The sequence below is a fragment of the Streptomyces xingningensis genome (assembly GCF_054957865.1).
In genome coordinates, this window is sequence record NZ_JBDJPF010000007.1 from 108,935 (window position 1) to 127,649 (window position 18,715).

The 18,715-nt window shown below is 67.0% G+C and carries 17 protein-coding genes and 1 pseudogene; 8 read left to right on the plus strand and 10 right to left on the minus strand.

From position 1 onward, the window contains the following. Positions 1-35: 35 nt before the first annotated feature. Positions 36-641, plus strand: coding sequence for a Uma2 family endonuclease (locus ABCR83_RS06150; RefSeq protein ID WP_462693769.1), 606 nt, complete (start codon positions 36-38; stop codon positions 639-641). Between the two features lie 6 nt (positions 642-647). Here the strand turns inward: ABCR83_RS06150 and ABCR83_RS06155 are convergent, their stop codons facing one another. Continuing rightward, positions 648-1,613, minus strand: a complete 966-nt coding sequence (locus ABCR83_RS06155) for a LysR substrate-binding domain-containing protein (RefSeq protein ID WP_462693770.1) — start codon at positions 1,611-1,613, stop codon at positions 648-650. Between the two features lie 345 nt (positions 1,614-1,958). Between ABCR83_RS06155 and ABCR83_RS06160 the strand changes: the two genes are divergently transcribed. Continuing rightward, positions 1,959-2,108 (plus strand): hypothetical protein, encoded by a 150-nt coding sequence (locus ABCR83_RS06160; protein WP_462693771.1) that lies wholly within the window; start codon positions 1,959-1,961, stop codon positions 2,106-2,108. Between the two features lie 1,131 nt (positions 2,109-3,239). On the opposite strand, the gene ABCR83_RS06165 is transcribed toward ABCR83_RS06160, so the two are convergent. The 3 genes and pseudogenes from ABCR83_RS06165 to ABCR83_RS06175 form a co-directional block, all read right to left on the minus strand. Then, the gene (locus tag ABCR83_RS06165) at positions 3,240-3,458 is read right to left on the minus strand and encodes a DUF397 domain-containing protein (protein WP_462693772.1); all 219 of its coding nucleotides are present in this window, start codon (positions 3,456-3,458) and stop codon (positions 3,240-3,242) included. Next, a pseudogene (locus ABCR83_RS06170) lies at positions 3,455-4,259 on the minus strand (helix-turn-helix domain-containing protein). The gene ABCR83_RS06165 and the pseudogene ABCR83_RS06170 overlap by 4 nt, the downstream one beginning before the upstream one ends. Before the next feature lie 1,460 nt (positions 4,260-5,719). After that, positions 5,720-6,007, minus strand: a complete 288-nt coding sequence (locus ABCR83_RS06175) for a winged helix-turn-helix domain-containing protein (protein ID WP_462693773.1) — start codon at positions 6,005-6,007, stop codon at positions 5,720-5,722. 655 nt (positions 6,008-6,662) lie between these two features. Between ABCR83_RS06175 and ABCR83_RS06180 the strand changes: the two genes are divergently transcribed. Next, on the plus strand, positions 6,663-7,220 hold the full coding sequence (locus tag ABCR83_RS06180) for a peroxiredoxin (protein ID WP_462693774.1): 558 nt from the start codon (positions 6,663-6,665) through the stop codon (positions 7,218-7,220). An 11-nt stretch (positions 7,221-7,231) separates the two neighbouring features. Continuing rightward, positions 7,232-7,765, plus strand: a complete 534-nt coding sequence (locus ABCR83_RS06185) for an alkyl hydroperoxide reductase (protein ID WP_462693775.1) — start codon at positions 7,232-7,234, stop codon at positions 7,763-7,765. A 69-nt stretch (positions 7,766-7,834) separates the two neighbouring features. Here the strand turns inward: ABCR83_RS06185 and ABCR83_RS06190 are convergent, their stop codons facing one another. The 4 genes from ABCR83_RS06190 to ABCR83_RS06205 all read right to left on the minus strand — a co-directional run bounded on the left by ABCR83_RS06190 (position 7,835) and on the right by ABCR83_RS06205 (position 12,999). Then, positions 7,835-9,190 (minus strand): AI-2E family transporter, encoded by a 1,356-nt coding sequence (locus ABCR83_RS06190; protein ID WP_462693776.1) that lies wholly within the window; start codon positions 9,188-9,190, stop codon positions 7,835-7,837. 176 nt (positions 9,191-9,366) lie between these two features. Beyond that, positions 9,367-10,086 carry an aggregation-promoting factor C-terminal-like domain-containing protein gene (locus tag ABCR83_RS06195; protein WP_462693777.1) on the minus strand — a complete coding sequence of 240 codons (720 nt, stop codon included), beginning with the start codon at positions 10,084-10,086 and terminating at the stop codon, positions 9,367-9,369. A gap of 410 nt (positions 10,087-10,496) precedes the next feature. After that, a complete protein-coding gene (locus ABCR83_RS06200; RefSeq protein ID WP_462693778.1) occupies positions 10,497-11,819 on the minus strand; it encodes a PhoH family protein in 1,323 nt (440 codons plus the stop codon). Positions 11,820-12,237: 418 nt separating this feature from the next. Beyond that, the gene (locus tag ABCR83_RS06205; RefSeq protein ID WP_462693779.1) at positions 12,238-12,999 is read right to left on the minus strand and encodes an isoprenyl transferase; all 762 of its coding nucleotides are present in this window, start codon (positions 12,997-12,999) and stop codon (positions 12,238-12,240) included. Between the two features lie 113 nt (positions 13,000-13,112). Here ABCR83_RS06205 and mgrA point away from each other — a divergent pair, with 113 nt between their 5' ends. Continuing rightward, on the plus strand, positions 13,113-14,156 hold the full coding sequence (mgrA, locus tag ABCR83_RS06210; RefSeq protein ID WP_462693780.1) for an L-glyceraldehyde 3-phosphate reductase: 1,044 nt from the start codon (positions 13,113-13,115) through the stop codon (positions 14,154-14,156). A gap of 503 nt (positions 14,157-14,659) precedes the next feature. Here the strand turns inward: mgrA and ABCR83_RS06215 are convergent. Beyond that, entirely contained in the window at positions 14,660-15,397 is a 738-nt protein-coding gene (locus tag ABCR83_RS06215) for a prepilin peptidase (protein WP_462693781.1), read from the minus strand. Between the two features lie 104 nt (positions 15,398-15,501). Here ABCR83_RS06215 and ABCR83_RS06220 point away from each other — a divergent pair, with 104 nt between their 5' ends. Both ABCR83_RS06220 and ABCR83_RS06225 read left to right on the plus strand, forming a co-directional pair. Next, on the plus strand, positions 15,502-15,888 hold the full coding sequence (locus ABCR83_RS06220; protein WP_462693782.1) for a DUF192 domain-containing protein: 387 nt from the start codon (positions 15,502-15,504) through the stop codon (positions 15,886-15,888). 367 nt (positions 15,889-16,255) lie between these two features. Next, on the plus strand, positions 16,256-16,996 hold the full coding sequence (locus ABCR83_RS06225; protein ID WP_462693783.1) for a hypothetical protein: 741 nt from the start codon (positions 16,256-16,258) through the stop codon (positions 16,994-16,996). Between the two features lie 62 nt (positions 16,997-17,058). Here ABCR83_RS06225 and ABCR83_RS06230 read toward each other — a convergent pair whose 3' ends face one another. After that, the gene (locus ABCR83_RS06230; protein WP_462693784.1) at positions 17,059-17,580 is read right to left on the minus strand and encodes an ATP-binding protein; all 522 of its coding nucleotides are present in this window, start codon (positions 17,578-17,580) and stop codon (positions 17,059-17,061) included. A 271-nt stretch (positions 17,581-17,851) separates the two neighbouring features. On the opposite strand from ABCR83_RS06230, the gene ABCR83_RS06235 reads away from it, so the two are divergent. After that, positions 17,852-18,703, plus strand: a complete 852-nt coding sequence (locus ABCR83_RS06235) for a DUF5753 domain-containing protein (protein WP_462693785.1) — start codon at positions 17,852-17,854, stop codon at positions 18,701-18,703. The last annotated feature ends 12 nt before the right edge of the window (positions 18,704-18,715 follow it).

Here is an 18,715-nt window from a genome sequence, read left to right on the forward strand (position 1 = left end):
CCGATCGAACGGTCCAGCCTGCGAGGGTGCGCTCCATGCGCGCCACAGCAGCAGAGCACGGAGAGCAGTACCCACTCCTCGAAGCAGCCGACCACATCTCCGACAGGCTCCCCGGCTTCCGCGTTGAGATCCTCGGAGGAGAGATCACCGTCGCCCCGCTTGCGGACGCCGACCACGGGGTGACACTGACCGACATCATGTTCACCCTCCTCGCCGCCGGGCTGCACGATGGAGAGTCCAGCGTGCTCCAGGCCATCGGCCTGTGGCTCCCCTCAGGCGAGTACGACTTCGCGATCCCCGATCTCGCCGTGGTCAACGCGGACATCGAGGACCACCTGATCAGGTACAACTGCTACGACCCGGCCGTCTTCCGCATGGTGCTCGAGGTCACCGCGGCCAACTATGCGACGGATCTGAAGACCAAAGTCGCCCTGTATGCCGAAGCGAACATCCCGGTCTACGTCATCGTCGACCGCAAACACCAGCGCGTCCACGTCCTGGCCGACCCGCACAACGGCGAGTACGAGCACGCCGTCCACGCCCCCGGCACCACCTTCGCACTCCCCGCCTCCATCGGAGCCGAGGTCGAACTCTCCGTGGACACCCTCCTCCAGCTCAAGCCCGCCAGCCCCGACGACTGACCTCCCTCACCGCACGATCCGCACCGGCAGCTTCCCCAGCGCCCCCCGCAGCGCCTGAGCGAACTCCTCGAACTCCCCCTGCCGCGCCGCGCCCGCCCGCATCGCCAGCGCGATCCGCCGCGAGGGCGCGGGATCGGCGAAGCACCCGGTGGCAAGCCGGTCGCTGCGCCCGGCCTCGACCCGGACCGCCGTGCGCGGCAGCAGTGTCACCCCGAGCCCGCCGCCCACCAGTTGGACCAGGGTCGACAGGCCCGCCGCACTGGTGGTCACCGGAGCGCCCGGCACCCGGCCCGCCTCGCGGCAGATGTCGAGCGTCTGATCGCGCAGGCAGTGCCCCTCGTCCAGCAGCAGCAGATCCAGCTCGCGCAGCGCGGCGCGCGGGATGTCCACGCGCCCGGCCAGCCAGTGGTCACACGGCGTGACCAGCACGAAGTCCTCGTCGAAGAGCGGGAGTTCGGTGATGCCGGGCGCGCCCACGGGCACCGCGAGCAGCAGCAGGTCCAGCCGCCCCGAGGTGAGTCCGTCCAGCAGCGAGAAGGTCTGTTCCTCGTGGACCTGGAGATCCAGGTCGGGATAGGAGTCGTGCACCAGGCGCAGCACCGTGGGGAGCAGATAGGGGGCCACGGTCGGGATGACGCCGAGCCGCAGCACACCGGTGAAGGGCGCCCGGGCCGCCTCGGCCTCCTCCATCAAGGCGTCCACTGCGTCCAGGACCGTACGGGCCCGGGCGGCCAGCCGCTCACCCGCGGGACTGAGCAGCACCTTTCTCGTCGTACGCTCGAAAAGCTGAATGTCCAGCGATTCCTCCAGCGCGGCGATGGCCCCGGAGAGCGCGGGCTGGCTCACCGAGAGCGCGGCGGCCGCGTCACGGAAGTGCAGGTGCTCGGCGACCGCCGCGAACGCGCGCAGCTGCGCAAAGCTGGGTCGGCGGGGTCCGGCGGACGGGATCTTCCCCGAGGGCATGGCAGACATAGATAAGCACCTCCGATCAAGTTCACTCAGTTTAGCTATTTCCGCTATCAATACCTGCTGCGGCAGGGTGGAGCCCGTCCAACCCCCAGGAAATCCCGCAAACCGGGATTTTCTTCGCTGCAAGGAGAGCGCGGGCTCACTGTCGGTGACAAGTTCCCCGAGTTCGACCTGACCGCCTGTGTGGACCTCGACGCGGACAAGGCTTTCGCGCAGATCAACCACAAGACCCATGAGGGCAAGTGGAAGGTCGTCTTCTTCTGACAGAAGACAGAGTTCGTCACCGCACGCGCGCCACTGCCGGACGAGCGGGAGACGCTGAGCCTGAGCAACTCAAGCCCCATCCTCGTGACCTACCGCATCACCTACGGCACCGACGACCAACCACTCATGTGCGAGGAAACGCACGCCCCCGCCGCGAAGGCCCGGTTCGCCTACCGGATCACGGCCCAGAAGGCCCCCGCCAAGCGCACCCGCCAAGGCCGCCCATCCGTGTAAATCTTCTCTACTTCCTCAAGGGCGCGCCGTTGGCGCGCCGGGCGGCCATGCCGCCCCGGCCGGGCTGCGGCCTCCGGCCGGTCCCGTCCGGGCGACACCGCCCCACTCCCGACGCATCCTTGACCGCACGAAGCTCACCCGCTGCTACGACCAGCCGGGGCGTAACTCGCCCGTCAAGCGCAGCCCCACGGCACGGACGCCGCAATGGTCGCGTGCACACGTCGCGCATCAGGCCGCCGTCAGCCCGCGATACGACGGCCACGGCCAACGGGCCTTCAGCCAGCCAGCGGAGTCACCGCCGGCTGGCGCATCGAGGTCCAAGCCAAACCAGCGATCAGCACGCACAAGGCCGGACGACAAACCGCCCGGCCCACGCTGCACAGAACTCCGCTGACTACGCCCGGCACGTCTCCGCATGACGCCGGGCCACCGCATCCGGATCAACAAACGCCCCTGTCACCATCATCGGACGCGGACACTCCGAGCAGACCACCCACTGAATCCCCCGCCTGTCCACGGAGATGTGCACCTTGCCACCCGATCGCGTCCGCCACGTCCGGCCATACCGGCCCATCCGAGGCCCCCTCTCCGTGTGCAGCTATCCGTCAACTACCGTGCGAAACAGGTAATTCAGCGCCCCAGGCCAGTTCGATCAGCAGACGGACGGCATCCGGACTCAGCCACACCACACCCTCACCACGAGGCCCTGTATGCGCAGACGCCCGGATCACCTCACGCGCCGAACCAGCCCGCGCCGCCGCCTGGTTGAGCTGAGACGCCGCATCATGCGCGTCCTGCCACCCTGCGATGTAGTCCACACCTCGCACCCACATACCGTCATCACTCCACGGCACCGCATCCACGTCCACTCCCCTCCGATCGTCACTCACATGCATCACACATGTCACTCGTCACGCACACCCAATCACTCAACGCGTGCTATATGCAACGATGTTGGGTAACGAGTCACTCACGGTGTGCACACCACGGCGATTACCCCGCCGACCCGTGCCCACAGGTAAGACGGCCGCCCGACCGTCAGGGAAATGCCTCCGGCGGGGGCGCTCAGGCGCCGGGAGGCAAGGGGCCCGCCAGGCGCCTGCGGGCCGCACTATGGCTGAGGTGAGGGGCTCAAAGGCTTGGGAATTCCCTGCCCTTGACGCCACTCACGAACGTGGACCAGGACAACGCCGGGAAGGTCAGGGTAGGACCGTGCGGCGCTTTGCTGTCACGGACAGGGGCGATGTCAGAAGCGAACGCGGGGGCCCATTCGACGCACTGTCCGTTGTTTCCTTGGCTATAGCTGGACTTTATCCATATCGCGCGGGACAGGTCCGGGGTGGTGCTCATTGGGTGTACGCCTCCATAACGTGCCGGATAAGGGCCAGAGAGTCAGCAGGCGACAGGGCGTCTGCGCGTAAGCGCTCGTACGCTGCCTGCGCTTCGGCGACCGCTTCCGCCGAGTCGTCCACCAACCCTCGCTCGTAAGTCTCCTCGTACAGGATGATCTTTCCGTCCTGCTGTGTCAGCAGGTTGAACGACCCTCCTCGTGTCGGGGCGCCCACACCGAACGGAAGAACCTGAATGGCGATGTGGGGAGACCGACGCTGCGAGCAGGTACCCAAGCTGCCCCCGCATGACTTCGGGCCCACCCACGACAGTGCGTAGGACTGCCTCATGCAGGATCACCCATAGCAGCGAGGGAACGTTGCTCTCGAAAATCTCGCGCCGCTGCATGCGCAGCTCCACACGAGCTTTGATCTCAGCTTCCGTCTCGCGTGGGTTCGCTGCGCGGTTGACAGCCGCCGCATATTCCGCAGTTTGCAGTACGCCCATGACGAACACGGCTGAGTAGTCACAGATGGTCACCGCCTCGCGCTCCAGCCGGAGGTAGGACACGAACCAGGATGGATAGCGGTTATCGGCTGCTCGCCGGTGCATACGCGCGTACACGCCCGGCGTGCCGAACACTCTGTCGCACTGTTCGGCGAACGTCGCGCTGGCCAGCTGCGCCCCTCGTTCCACCTTGCTGACGTACGGCTGTTGGCAGCACAGCTTGTCGGCAAGCTTCGCTTGTGACCATCCGCGCGCTTCGCGGGCATACCTGATCTCTTGCCCCAAGGTCTCGGCAGGCGACTCCGGATCGCCCATACGTTCAACTCCACTTATTCCAAATGCAGTTGGACTACAAAATAGCCTGGTCAGCACAGCCGGGCGGTTGGAAGCTAGGCCTCACGGTTGATGCCCGACCCGGACGGTCGGGACACACGGAGGCTCGAACAGATGACAAGACAGAGCAACGGCGTACGGGCGCCAGGGAAGATGACGATGCGGGTGTCGCGAGACAATGGGCACACCTGGGGGCCGATCACGCATGTGGCGGTGATCAAGGAGACCAAGGGGGATCAGAGGTGGGCAGCTCCTTCCCGCCCTGCGGGTGCGCACGGCGCGTTGAGAGCCGAGGTACGGAGTGCGCAACACAGGCTCGGTCGCTGGCCGTGCTGCCCGGGGGGTGCGCGTGATCGGCCCCCGGCCCATCGTCCAACTGCCCCCCTTGCCGCCGGTTGTCTCCGCGCCGCACACGTCCGCTCGCGGGTCCGTTCGCATGGTGGCGTGCCGTACATGCGTCGGTCTGATCAGAGCTCGGGACAACGCGAGTGCGCGTGGGGACGACGAAGCAGGACGGAAGTTCGCCGACGCGCTCTCGGCGCACTCTGAGCGCGCTCACGGTGAGCCGCCGCAGTGACCCAACAACGCCAAATAGACCTCCGCATATCCCTACAGGTGGATTGGCCAAGAAGTATCGGCATTCTGGTCGTCAGCGGACTCCTGGCCTTGTGCGGCTTCGTGGTTTGGCTGGCTGTCAGCAGCTAGGCCAGTCTCTAGACTCCTGCCCCTTCACTGACAGGACGTCACACACCCCAGTTGAGGGGCAGGCACCAGGCCCCCGCCCGGTCGCCTCTACGTGACGGTCGGCGGCCGGGCGGGTTGCGCCATCGCACTACGGCGCGGGGAGGGACCCCGTGTTACGAACGCCCGTCCGGTCGTCAGATGTGAGGTCCAGCGGCCGGACGGGGCCACCCCCGATGGCTCTTCGGAAGGGAGTACAAGCAGGTGCCCGATGCGGGACCATGCATCATCAGGCACGGGCCCAGATGACAGCGGGAGCAGAAATGGCAAAGCTCGAAATCACGAAGCGGACCGACGCCAGGGCCAGGGCGCACCTGGGGTCACAAGGAAAGCTCAGGTGCAGGGTGTGTGACACCGCGCGGGTCTCAGTTCATGACCAGGGCACTCTTGGTGTGCTTGTCATGTGCGAGGAACCGAATTGCCAGGCCGCGCATACGATCTTCCAGTGACCACGCGTTAGGAGTAGCCATGCAGTGCCCAGGCTGCGGAAGCGACAAAGTCACCGTGTATCCGCAGGAAGACGGTTCAGCGTACTGCGAATGCGGAAACTGCGGCGTCTCCTTCACGATCAACCCTTGACGGAACTGCCGCTCTCCCCGGGCAAATTATGCCCCGCTCACGCGCTTCCCCCCAAGGCACGTGGGCGGGGTCTCCGCTATTTACGCGCAGCACGGGAGTTCTCACCCGGCAATCATCAGGCCCTACTTTGCCCCTGTTTGACCGTTCTCAGCGGGATCATCCAACTCCACGACGTACGTACCACGTTGCGGGACGACGAACAGCACGCCATCGGCTACCAGGGCGGCAATCGCCCGGCGGACCGTCGGACGTGACAGCTCGTACTCTTCGCACAGCCGAGTCTCGGACGAGATCGGCCGACGCGGCTTCCAGTCCCCACGCTGGGTGCGTGCACGGAGAATGCCCGCCAGCTGCTGAAAAGGCGGCTCGGGGGCATCCCGAATGATTCGCGCATCTGGCCCGTACTGCATCCGACGACATTAGCGTCAGCTCGACAGCAACGCACATAGAGCCACGTCAAGCCATGTTCTCAGACGTGCCTTTACAAGCTTTTACGTAAGTTGACGTCAAGGCGTCCGCGCCTTCAACTGGGCCCTCCGGTTGCTGCTGCCAAGCAGCTGCCAGCACGGCGCCGACCATCCCCGCCGCTGTCGCTCCCGTCCCGATCTCCCCGTGGGAGAAGGGGTGGAGCGGCCCGAGCAGTGCCCAAGCGCGCGCCATCTTCCACGCCGAAGAGGTGCAAGGGCTCACTCTGCAACGGCGTGACCGCTGGTACGCCGCCGCGTTCGCCGAAATCGGCGTTGAGTACCCCCGTACCGGTACCCCAACGACCACTTCACGCAGCACGCCCGCCGCATGGGGGTGAGCGCATGATCAGCCTCAAGCGCACCCGCACCTGCGGAACCCGCAAGCCCGGTTACGAGAACCGTCCCCCGATTCGGCAAACGCCCGACGATGGGAGGTGATAAGCCACGAAAGCCCCTACCTGCGCCCACGCGGGTAGGGGCTTCGTCATTTGATAGGAAATTCCTATCACCATCACCTTGATCACTGATTTCTCTGGATCAATGGATGTGTGGCACGGTGAGGGTCATCCAATCCCCTCAGTCTTGGAGGCACCCCCCGATGCTCACTATCGGCGACCAGTTCCCCGCTTGGAAGCTCATGGGCGTGGAAGGCCCGTCCGATGACAAGCTGGAGATCAAGGAGTACAGCTCGGAGGACCAGAAGAACGGTTGGTCAGTCGTCTTCTTCTGGCCCAAGGACTTCACCTTCGTCTGTCCGACCGAGATCGCCGCGTTCGGCAAGCTGAACGACGAGTTCGCCGACCGCGACGCCCAGATCCTCGGCGTCTCCGGCGACTCGGAGTTCGTCCACCACGCCTGGCGCAAGGACCACGCCGACCTGCGTGACCTGCCCTTCCCGATGCTGGCCGACGCCAAGCACGAACTGATGCAGGCCTGTGGTGTCGAGGGCGAGGACGGCTACGCCCAGCGCGCCGTCTTCATCGTGGACCCCAACAACGAGATCCAGTTCGTCATGGTGACCGCCGGTTCCGTGGGCCGTAACCCCAAGGAGGTCCTGCGGGTCCTCGACGCCCTGCAGACCGACGAGCTGTGCCCCTGCAACTGGAACAAGGGCGAGTCCACCCTGGACCCGGTCGCCCTCCTCTCGGGCGAGTGAGCTGATCCCACATGGCTCTCGACGACCTGAAGTCCGCGATACCGGACTACGCCAAGGACCTCAAGCTCAACCTCGGTTCGGTGATCGGCAATTCCGATCTCCCGCAGCAGCAGCTGTGGGGCACCGTCCTCGCCTGCGCCATCGCGACCCGTTCGCCGATCGTGCTGCGCGCGCTGGAGCCCGAGGCGAAGACCAGCCTCTCCCCGGAGGCGTACACCGCCGCCAAGTCCGCCGCCGCCATCATGGCGATGAACAACGTCTACTACCGCACCCGGCATCTGCTGTCGGACCCGGAGTACGGCAACCTGCGCGCGGGCCTGCGGATGAACGTCATCGGCAACCCGGGCGTGGAGAAGGTCGACTTCGAGCTGTGGTCGCTGGCCGTCTCCGCCATCAACGGCTGCGGCATGTGCCTGGACTCGCATGAGCAGGTGCTCCGCAAGGCCGGGGTGAGCCGGGAGACGATCCAGGAGGCGTTCAAGATCGCCGCGGTGCTCCAGGCCGTCGGTGCCACCCTCGACGCCGAGGCCGCGCTGAACGACTGAGGCATGCGCCCGACGCCAACACGTACGCGACGGCCCGCCGACCATCCGGTCGGCGGGCCGTCGCGCGTCTCAACTGGGCTGCTCGCCCTTGGCATACGCCCGTAGATAGCCGACCACCGTATTGGTGACCGCCACCAGCGGCACCGCCGCCACCGCGCCGCCGATGCCCGCGACCATCCCGCCGGCCGCCACCCCGAGCACCACCGCCAGCGGGTGGACCCGCACCGCGCGGCCGAGGATGAACGGCTGCAGCACATGGCCCTCGATCTGCTGCACCGCGAGCACCACCACCAGTGCCATCGTCGCGGTGAACACGCCCTCGGTCACCAGCGCCACCACCACCGCCAGTGCCCCGGAGACCACGGCTCCGACCAGCGGGATAAAGGCGAAGAGGAAGATGAAGACGGCCAGCGGCACGGCCATCGGCACATCGAGGAAGTACAGCCCTACGCCGATGCAGATCGCGTCGATCATGGCCACTATCACCGTGCCGCGCACATAGGCGGTCAGCGTCGCCCAGGCGCGCGGGCCCGCGCCCGCCACGCCCTCCCGCGCCTCGCTCGGCACCAGCCTCAGCAGCCAACTCCAGATCTTGGGGCCGTCATAGAGCAGGAAGAGGGTGGTGAACATCGCGAGCAGGATGCCGGTCAGCGACTCGATGATGACCTGTACGCCCTCTATGCCGGCCGAGGTGATCTCCTGGGTATTGGAGCCGATGGCCTTGCTGAGGTTGTCCGCGATCTTGTCGATCTGTTCCTGAGTGACATGGAACGGGCTGGTGCGCAGCCAGTCCTTGAGATTGGCGAGGCCCTTCTGTACCTGGTGGGAAAGGTGCTCGGCGTTGTCCATCACCTGCCACACCACAAACCAGCCGACCAACCCCATGACCACGAAGCCGGCGACAAAGGTCATTGCCGTGGCCAGCCCCCGGGGCACCCCCTTGCGCTTGAGCATGGCAACGGTGGGCTGAAGCAGTGCCGTGATCAGCAGGCCCGCGACAAAGGAGAGCACCACCAGCTGCACGGCGCTGATCACCCGCATCAGCACCCACAGCACCCCGGCCAGGATCAGCAGCCGCCAGCCCACCTCGGCCGCGACCCGCATGCCCCAGGGGACCACGGTGGCCGGCTCCGGCCGCGCGGACGGCTGCCCCGGCCCGGCGGTGGCCTGTTCGGACGCAGCCTGCTCCGGGAGGCCACCGCCGGGCCCGGGCTCGGCCGCCGTCTGCTCGGGCACGGCCTGCTCGGGCACGGCCGCGACGGGGGGCTCGGCCGCCGCTGCCGTGGTGCCCGCGAGCACGGGCACGCTCACCGGCTCGGGGACGTCCGCCGAGGCGGGCGCGCCCGCCTGGCGTTCCTCCAGCCGTCGGCCGAGCCGGGTCAGCCCCGCACCCAAGCCACCGAGCCATTGTGGCAATTTGGACATTTCTCTTCCTCAACCCCCGCACGCAACGAAGCCGCACTCAGACACCGGCCCCCGAGTCATCCCCCACGACGGTACCTGGACCCGGCCGGTCAAGGGCGAAAGGTTTCGTCCCAGAAGATCGACAAAGCCCCCGGCCACCAGAGGTGGGCGGGGGCTTTGCGAAGACATCGACGCGTCTAGTACCAGTTGTTGGCCTGCCAGAACGACCACGCCCCACAGGGGCTGCTGTACCGCTCGTTCATATAGCTGAGGCCCCACTTGATCTGGGTGGCCGGGTTGGTCCGCCAGTCGGAGCCCGCCGACTCCATCTTGGAGCCCGGAAGCGCCTGGACCAGTCCATAGGCGCCGGAGGACGCATTGGTGGCGGTGTAGTCCCAGGTGCTCTCGTTGTTCACTATGTTGCTGAAGCACTGGTACTGGTCGGCGGGGACGATCTGCCGGGCGATCGCCTGGACCTCGGCGACCGAGTAGGAGCCCTTGGCCGGGAAGTCGGAGTCGGCGCGCGCGGAGCGGCTGACGGCCTCTTCCTTGTCCTTCTTCTCGCGCTCCTTGGCGGCCTTCTCCTCGGCCTCCTTCTCCTTCGCGGCGTCCGCGGCCTCCTTCTTGGCGGAGGCGTCCTTGGCGGCCTGCTTGCGCGCGGCCTGCTCGGCGTCCCGCTTGGCCGTCGTCTGAGCCACGCTGACCTGAGTGTCCGCCTGCTGGGTCAGCGAAGCCGCCTGCACCTGGGCACTCTGTCCGGCGGGGATTTGCTCAAGGAGCGTGGTGTCGGCGGCGGTGGCCTCGACCTGGCCGGTCTGGTTCTGCTCGCTGCCCGAGGCAACACCTACGACGGCGCCTACGGTGGTGACCGCGGTGGCGGATGCCACGGCGAACCCCCGGACCGAGATCCGGCTCACACGGTTTCCTTCCAGCGTCGCCCGCAGCGGTGACCTCGTGGGCGCAATCGTGCCCCTGGCGCTGGCCTCCGCTGGCCCGGGCCCGCGAAAAACGGGACCGGCCGGTCACTGGAGGCACTGGCCCGGTACGCACTTCAGCGAAGGACTTCCGCACGGTGCTCGGGCGGCATACGGCGGCGCTGTTCAGTTGGGGTGCCGCACGCCCCCGGAGGGGCAAGTGCCGTATGCGGGGCCTGACAGGACCCAGACTCTGCCCGAACGGCAGGCTCCGAGGCAATTCCCCGTTGCGTGGGAAAGCTCACATCCCGTTTAGTCAACAGGATTTCCGGAAACCCGGGCGGAACGCCACAGTGCGCGGCTAAGCTCCTTCGCTTTGCCGCGCACTGTGCCCAACTACCCCCAGAGCGGCCTCAGATACGGCCGTCCTCCAGCATCTCGGTCACCAGCGCGGCGATCGGCGACCGCTCCGAGCGGGTGAGCGTGACATGCGAGAAGAGCGGGTGACCCTTCAACTTCTCCACCACCGCGACCACTCCGTCGTAGCGACCGACCCGGAGGTTGTCGCGCTGCGCCACATCATGGGTGAGCACCACCCGGGAGTTGGCCCCAATGCGCGACAGAACGGTCAGAAGCACATTGCGTTCCAGCGACTGCGCCTCATCGACGATCACAAAGGCGTCATGCAGCGACCGGCCGCGAATGTGGGTGAGCGGCAGCACCTCCAGCATGCCCCGCCCCACCACCTCCTCGATCACCTCGGCGGTCGTCACCGCCGACAGGGTGTCGAAGACCGCCTGGGCCCAAGGGCTCATCTTCTCCGCCTCGGTGCCCGGCAGATACCCCAACTCCTGCCCGCCCACGGCATACAGCGGCCGGAACACCATCACCTTCCGGTGCTGCCGCCGTTCCAGCACCGCCTCGAGCCCGGCGCACAGCGCCAGCGCCGACTTGCCCGTACCGGCCCGGCCGCCCAGCGAGACGATCCCGATCTCCGGGTCCAGCAGCAGATCGAGCGCGACCCGCTGCTCGGCACTGCGCCCATGGATGCCGAACGCCTCCCGGTCGCCGCGCACCAGCCGCACCGAACCGTCCGCCGTCACCCGGCCCAGCGCCTTGCCGCGCTCGGACTGGAGCACCAGCCCGGTGTGCACGGGCAGTTCGGCCGCCTCCGGTACGTACACGCGCTCGTCGGCGAAGAGTTCGTCCACCTGCTCGGCGGTGATGGCGAGTTCCGCCATGCCCGTCCACCCGGAGTCGGTGATCGCCAGCTCGGCGCGGTACTCCTCGGCCAGCAGCCCCACCGACGACGCCTTGATGCGCAGCGGAAGGTCCTTGGAGACCACGGTGACGTCATAGCCCTCGGCCTGGAGGTTGCGGGCGACCGCGAGGATGCGCGAGTCATTGTCTCCGAGGCGGAAGCCGACCGGCAGTATGCCCGGGTCCGAGTGGTTGAGCTCGACCCGCAGCGACCCGCCCAGCTCGCCGATGGGAAGCGGCGCGTCGAGCCGGCCGTACTGCACCCGGAACTCATCCAGCGAGCGCAGCGCCTTCCGGGCGAAGTACCCCAACTCCGGGTGGTGCCTTTTGGCTTCCAGCTCCGTGACCACCACCACGGGGAGCACGACCTCATGCTCCTCGAAGCGGGAGATGGCGCCTGGGTCTGCCAGCAGGACGCTGGTGTCGAGGACAAACGTGCGCCGGTCGTTCTCACGGCGCTTCTTGCTGGTCACCATTGGGTGCACGAACCCCCTCGGGGAGAGGTATGGGACGCGACGGTGTCGCGGGGAAAGGACCGGGTCCAGGCCCCCTTGAGGGGTCGGTCGCCGACCCCCCACGTCGTCCGTGCGGGCCGCAGCGCGTGCCGCCTGCTCCGCACGGTCGTCGTCCGTGTGCAAAGGGCCTCCCGGGCGAACGACCCCATGCCGTTCGCTGGCAGAGCGACGGTCGTTGGACCGGCCGTCGGCCTGCAAGGGATATTCCCGCCGAACCGCTTGACCATGCAACGGCATATGCGACGAGCAGGTGAACGCTTGACCCAACAACGACCATAACCAGCACGACAGGACGGCAATCGCCCCGCACACATGCTGCGGTTAACCGGTAACAGCCCGTATGCCACCGGGTTTTGTCAGGGATTCACCGGCCGGTTCATCAGTACCCATAACGCCGGTGGCGCGCCGCATAATCACGCAACGCACGCAGGAAGTCGACCTTCCGGAAAGCCGGCCAGAAGACTTCGCAGAAGTAGTACTCGGAATGCGCACTCTGCCAGAGCATGAAACCGGACAGCCGCTGCTCGCCGCTGGTGCGGATGATCAGATCCGGGTCGGGCTGGCCGCGCGTGTAGAGGTGCTTGGTGATGTGCTCGACATCGACCGACTCGGCGAGGTCCTCGAAGGAGGTGCCGTTGTCGGCCGCCTCCAGGATCAGGGACCGCACCGCGTCCGCGATCTCCTGTCGGCCGCCGTAGCCGACCGCGACATTGACCAGTATGCCGTCGACCCCGATCGTGTCCTGCTCGGCTTCCTTCAGCACGGACTGGGTCTCGGCCGGCAGCAGATCGAGCTGGCCCACATGATGCACGCGCCAGCGCCCGTCCACGGCCAGCCCGCGGACCGTGTTCTCGATGATGCCCAGCAGCGGGTTCAGCTGGTCGGCGGGCCGGTCCAGGTTGTCCGTGGACAGCATCCACAGGGTGACGACCTCGACGTCCGTCTCGGCGCACCAGCCGAGCAGCTCATGGATCTTGTCGGCGCCGGCCTGGTGCCCCTGCTCGAGCGTGCGACCGTCCGCACGCGCCCAGCGGCGGTTGCCGTCGAGGATGACCCCGATGTGCTTGGGCACCTGGGCGTGGTCGAGGCGGCCCTCCACCCGGCGTGCGTAGAGCCTGTACACCAGGTCGCGCAGCTTCACGTTTTTCCAGCCCCTCCATGCCAGTGCGATCGCCCCGTGAGGGCGCCACATTACTGCCAGCGTGTCGCGAGAACCCAACTCGGCCTGTCACCGGACCGTGATACTCAGTGGTCATGAACGATCCCTCGCACTACCGCGCGACCGAAACTCGCTATGCCGCCATGGAGTGCCGGCGTACGGGCCGCAGCGGTCTCAAGCTGCCCGCCATCTCCCTTGGACTGTGGCACAACTTCGGGGACGACCGCACCCTCGAGTCGCAGCGGGCGATCCTGCGCCGCGCCTTCGACCTGGGCGTCACCCACTTCGATCTGGCCAACAACTACGGCCCGCCACCCGGCTCCGCAGAGCTGAACTTCGGCAAGCTGCTGGCCCAGGATTTCCGGCCGTACCGCGATGAGCTGGTGCTCTCCACCAAGGCCGGCTATCTGATGCATCCCGGACCGTACGGCGAGTGGGGCTCGCGGAAGTACCTGCTTTCGTCACTCGATGCCTCGCTGGCCCGAATGGGTGTCGATTACGTCGACATCTTCTACTCACACCGCTTTGATCCGCATACGCCGCTGGAGGAGACGATGGGTGCCCTGGCGTCCGCCGTCCAGCAGGGCAAGGCGCTGTATGCGGGCATCTCCTCGTACACCTCGGAGCAGACCCGCGAAGCCGCCCGGCTGCTGCGCGAGATGGGCGTACCCGCCCTCATCCACCAGCCCTCCTACTCCATGATCAACCGCTGGACGGAGGATGACGCCCTGCTCGACACCCTGGAGGACGAGGGCATGGGCTGCATCTCCTTCGCGCCGCTGGCGCAGGGGCTGCTCACCGACAAATACCTCCAGGGCATTCCGGCGGGCTCGCGTGCCGCCCGGGGCACCTCGCTGGACCCGGGGCTGCTCACCGAGGAGGTCGTACGCCGTCTGCGCGGCCTCAACGACATCGCCCGGCGACGCGGCCAGTCCCTCGCCCAGCTCGCCCTGAACTGGGTGCTGCGGGACGAGCGGATGACCTCGGCGCTGATCGGCGCGTCCAGCGTGGGCCAGCTGGAAGCGAATGTGGCGGCGCTCGGCGCTCCGGAGCTGAACAAGGAGGAGCTGGCCGAGATCGATTCGTTCGCGGTGAGCGCGGCGGGCGTCAACATCTGGGCGCAACGCGGCGATTCCTAGCCGTTTCTTCGCCGTTCTTCACCGTTCTTCGCCATTTCCTTACGGCTCGCCGATCCCTCCCGCTCCCTCCCGATGGCTCGGAACCGGATACCCGGCGCAACCGTCCGAGGTCAAAGGGATCCCTACCGAGAGTGACAGCGAGGGGAAAGCAAGAGCGAAAGAAAACGGGCCGGTCCGTGGGGGGGATACGGACCGGCCCGAGGGGGGGTTTCCACCATAACCGGTCGGAGGGTGTGCTCTGTGCATCAATAGGGGTGACAGCCCCTACTGCGCTGACGTGCAACACCCTTATTGATCTTGGTTGTCGGGGCCCGCGCGACCACTCCGGAAGCCTCGAAGCCCAGGCAGCACAGAACCTACGCTGTAGAAGCAGCCCTATGGCGCACCATCGGGACACCATCCGCAGAAGCGTCCAAAAATGTTGCGGAAAGTCATCATCGACTTGACGCGAACCGCACCATCGCCATCACTGCCTGTCATTCCCCGTCACCAACAGCACGCCCTCACGCCACCGCCCAGCCGCCCAACACCACCCCCGCCCAGGCACCCACGATCATGAACGGACCGAACGCCAGCGTCGCCCGCCGCCCCACCCTCCGGATCACCATCAGCCCCACCCCATACAGGGCCCCCAGGAGCAGCCCCGCAAAGCCCCCGAATATCACTACCGCCCAGCCATACCACCCCAGCGCACAGCCCAGCCCCACCGCCAGCTTCACATCCCCGAACCCCATTCCGCTCGGGTGGATCAGAAACAACAGGAGATACCAGCCCCCCAGCCCCAGCCCGCCGAGCAGCGCACCCGGCCAGGACCCGCCCGCCCCGGGTAACAGCGCCACCACCCCGAGCAGCCCCGCCATCGCCACCCCCAACGGCACCGTCAGCACATCGGGCAACCGCCGCACCGACCAGTCGATCCCGGCCAGTACCACCGCCACCGGCGCCGCCAGCAGCCACACCCCCAACTCCGGCCGCACCCCCACTGCCACCGCCAACCCCGCACACACCAGCACCATCACCGCCACCGACCACAGCGCCCCGGGCCCATACCTTCCCCCACACACCGCACACCGCCCCCCACCGACCCAGCCCCCGGCGCTCCCCACCACGGCATGCCCACACGGCCCCGCCGACCGCCACCCCTCCTCCGGCTCAACGGACAGCCGATAGCGGACGCGCGGCACCAGCCATCCGACCACGGCGCCATAGAGAACGGCGAGAGCGATCAACACCGGGTACATAAGCCGAGGTTACGTACATCCGCCAGCCCCCGCCGAGCCCTGTGGATAACTTGACCCCCTTACCGAAGCCCCATACCGGCCACCAGTGAAAGGCCGCCCCGCTCATGCCCCGATGGCACAACGGCCCCGCCCAACTCCACATCCCCGCCCCCGACTCCACCACCCCAAACACCCCCACCGTGATCCCGCTCGAAATCGCCGCCTCATACCGCGCCCGCACCCGCGGCCTCCTGGGCCGCGACACCATCGACGGCGCCCTCCTGCTCACCCCGGCCGGTAGCATCCACACCTTCCGCATGCGCTTCGCCATCGATGTCGCCTACCTCACCCGCGACTTGACCGTCCTGGCCATACGCACCATGCCCCCGGACCGCCTCGGCGCCCCCCGCCTCCGCAGCCGCCACATCCTGGAGGCCACGGCAGGCAGCATGGCAAAATGGGCCCTGCTCCCCGGAGTGCAGGTGACGGTGGTCCCCCTGGGACCTACCTGAACCAGTTCAAGTCAAGCCCATCTCGGCCCCGGGCCAGGCGAGCTCCTCGGCGCCCACCACAGGGTTCGGTATCGAAAACCCTCCATGGCCGACCCAGTTACAGCAGATACTCGATACCCAAGCCCACAAACCCTGTGGATAAGTCGGAAGTTGTCCACAGGGGCGAGCAACGGGGTGGGTTTTGCGGTGTGCTGGAGGGGTGAAATCCGACCTTGGAGAACTGCGCCGGCTCGCGGCGGTGCAGGGTGGGTTCCTGCTGACGTTGCAGGCCATTGGCTGCGGCCTGGCCCGGAGGGACGTCGCCAGGACATTGCGGTGTGGGGGCTGGGTGCGCTTGCACCAGGGGGCTTGGGCCGAGCCTGGCCGTGTGATCAACCTCCCCTTACGGCTCAGGGCGTTCCAGTTGCAGCATCCGGATTGGATCGCCAGCCACAGCTCTGCGGCCGAGGCCCATGGCATCGCGATGATGCGCCAGTGTTCGGTCGAGTTCACGCCCTTCATGCCCGTCCGTCGCCGAAGGGCCGATGCAGTGCTCCATCGGGGTCAGCTGGCCGAGGCCGAGGTCACCGTTGTCGCGGGTGTGCGGGTCACCGCGGCGGTGCGCACGGTCTGCGACCTGCTCCGCACGCTCCCCCGGGACGAGGCAGTGATCGCGGCTGACTCCGCGCTCGCCGGGCGTCTTGTGAACCATGCGCAAGTCGAGTCTGCCCTGAGGGCCCGGCCCCGTCGTCCCGGGAGCGTTGAGGCCCGGGCGTTTCTGGCGCTGACCGATCCGTTGTGCGGTTCCCCGGCGGAGTCCCAGGCGCGGCTGGTGATGCACGACGCCGGACTGCGCCCCGAGTCCCAGGTCGAGGTCACCGGGGCGAATGGGCGAACCCGGCGGCTGGACTTCCTGTTCCGGGAGGAGGGGTTGGCGGTGGAAATCGAAGGGTTTGCCTGGCATGGCAGTAGGAGCTCCCATCAGCGGGACATCGCGCGCTTCAATGAGCTCGGCAACTGCCCCGAGGTCCGCCAGTTCCTTCGCTTCAGCAGGGATGACGTGTTCTACCGCCCGCGTCTGATGATCCGCACCATCAAGGCGGCGCTGGCCGGACTCCGGGCGGGATGAGATGAGTTGGGGAATGTATGGCTTCCGCCGGTACTCCGTTCCGCAACCTCCCGCATCGCTGGTCAATAGCGACGGTGTACGTAGGAGTGGGCTCCGGTGTAGGGGAGGTTGGCCCAGATCCTGGTGCCCTCGATGGCGGTGTCGGCTTGATCGATGCCCCAGGTGCCGTCGCACTCGCGGACGACGCAGGCGAGGAGCATCAGCATGCGCTTTCGGCGTGCGGTGCAGATGACATACGCGGCGCGGTCGTGGCGGTGGGAGGGGTGGGGGTCCCAGAGGGTGGTGCGGTTGGTGTGGTCGCGCCAGTGGAGGGAGAGGTAGAGGTCCTGGCCGGGTTCGAAGAGGGCGGCGCAGGCGACGAGTTCGCAGGCGATCTGGAGTACGGGGTCTTCGATGGGCGTGAGGGCGTGGGCGTGCAGGGCGGTGTGGACGTGGGTGCGGGCCAGGGCGGCGGAGCGGGGTTCGCCGGGGATGGTGAAGCTGTAGGCGAGGCCGGTGGGGTCGGCTGTGCGGATGGTGTGTACGGGGCGTTCGGCCGGTTCGTGGGCGTGGGGGTTAACGAGGGGGCAGAGGCTGACGGGCATACGGCAGCTCCGGGTGGGGTGTGGGGTGTTGGAGGTACTTGCGCACGTGTGCACGGCGGCGGTGGCTCGTCTCCCTGGCGCAGGCACGCCTCTCCCAGGGCAGGAGGCTGCAGGCGTACTCGCCGCTCGCGCGGGGCGTGAGTGATGCGATACCGACGGTAGCGAACGGCGTGGCCAAATGGCCACTTACGTCGACCGATTGGCCATATCGAGGGAAACCATCCGTGATCAAGCGGCAGACTGCTGCCCATCGCATGTACGAAGGGAAGCCATGCCTCCGAGGACATCCCCCACAGAACGCCAGAAGCGCGTAGGCGCCGAGCTACACAAGATGCGCATGGCCGCGGGTGTCAGCGCCGAAGCCGTAGCCGCACTGCTGGCTGTCGACCGCAGCAAGATCTCCAACATCGAGCGTGGCATCCGGTCCATCAGCCCGGATCGACTCCGCAGTTGGGCTTGTCACTGCGACTGTGACGACGAGGCGTACATCAATGCCCTCGCGGAGATGACGAAGCCCGGCACCCGAGGGTGGTGGGAGCGATACCGAGGTGCCCTACCTGGCGGCCTGTTGGACATCGCCGAGATGGAATCCACCGCGGCGCGGCTGCGCACCGCACACACTGTCCACATCCCCGGTCTGCTTCAGACCGTCGACCACGCACGGACCATCTTCGAATCGGTCGTCCCGCCCCTACCTGAGAAGGAAATGGAGTTGCGCCTGGTCCACCGCATGGAGCGTCAGAGCATCCTCCTCAGTAAGGCGCCAACGGAGTACTACGGCATCCTCCATGAAGCCGCGCTCCGCATGCAGTTCGGAGGAGCCTCCGTAGCACGCGCCCAGCTCAATCACCTCTTGCATATGACGGAGCTGAGCCATGTCACTTTGCGCGTGCTACCGGTGACGAAGGGAGCCTTCCCCGGAGCAGGGCAGACCCTTGTATACGCCGAAGCCAAGGTTCCTCAGCTGGATACCGCACAAACGGACCACACACATGGGCCCGATTTCCTGCACGGTGAGGCACAGTTGTCGAAGTGCCGTGCCCAGTTGGACTGGATGGAACGACTCGCACTGGATCCGGACGAGTCCCGCGTCTTCATTCAGGACATCGCACGACGACTCTGAGGAGACATCACC

What these genes read in the sequence shown, in the direction of transcription:
- ABCR83_RS06190 (WP_462693776.1), bottom strand. Translation starts at nt 9,190, where the DNA reads ATGTCCAAATTGCCACAATGGCTCGGTGGCTTGGGTGCGGGGCTGACC.
- ABCR83_RS06185 (WP_462693775.1), top strand. Translation starts at nt 7,232, where the DNA reads ATGGCTCTCGACGACCTGAAGTCCGCGATACCGGACTACGCCAAGGAC.
- ABCR83_RS06175 (WP_462693773.1), bottom strand. Translation starts at nt 6,007, where the DNA reads ATGCAGTACGGGCCAGATGCGCGAATCATTCGGGATGCCCCCGAGCCG.
- ABCR83_RS06165 (WP_462693772.1), bottom strand. Translation starts at nt 3,458, where the DNA reads ATGAGCACCACCCCGGACCTGTCCCGCGCGATATGGATAAAGTCCAGC.
- mgrA (WP_462693780.1), top strand. Translation starts at nt 13,113, where the DNA reads ATGAACGATCCCTCGCACTACCGCGCGACCGAAACTCGCTATGCCGCC.
- ABCR83_RS06200 (WP_462693778.1), bottom strand. Translation starts at nt 11,819, where the DNA reads ATGGTGACCAGCAAGAAGCGCCGTGAGAACGACCGGCGCACGTTTGTC.
- ABCR83_RS06180 (WP_462693774.1), top strand. Translation starts at nt 6,663, where the DNA reads ATGCTCACTATCGGCGACCAGTTCCCCGCTTGGAAGCTCATGGGCGTG.
- ABCR83_RS06230 (WP_462693784.1), bottom strand. Translation starts at nt 17,580, where the DNA reads ATGCCCGTCAGCCTCTGCCCCCTCGTTAACCCCCACGCCCACGAACCG.
- ABCR83_RS06220 (WP_462693782.1), top strand. Translation starts at nt 15,502, where the DNA reads ATGCCCCGATGGCACAACGGCCCCGCCCAACTCCACATCCCCGCCCCC.
- ABCR83_RS06235 (WP_462693785.1), top strand. Translation starts at nt 17,852, where the DNA reads ATGCCTCCGAGGACATCCCCCACAGAACGCCAGAAGCGCGTAGGCGCC.
- ABCR83_RS06150 (WP_462693769.1), top strand. Translation starts at nt 36, where the DNA reads ATGCGCGCCACAGCAGCAGAGCACGGAGAGCAGTACCCACTCCTCGAA.
- ABCR83_RS06155 (WP_462693770.1), bottom strand. Translation starts at nt 1,613, where the DNA reads ATGTCTGCCATGCCCTCGGGGAAGATCCCGTCCGCCGGACCCCGCCGA.
- ABCR83_RS06215 (WP_462693781.1), bottom strand. Translation starts at nt 15,397, where the DNA reads ATGTACCCGGTGTTGATCGCTCTCGCCGTTCTCTATGGCGCCGTGGTC.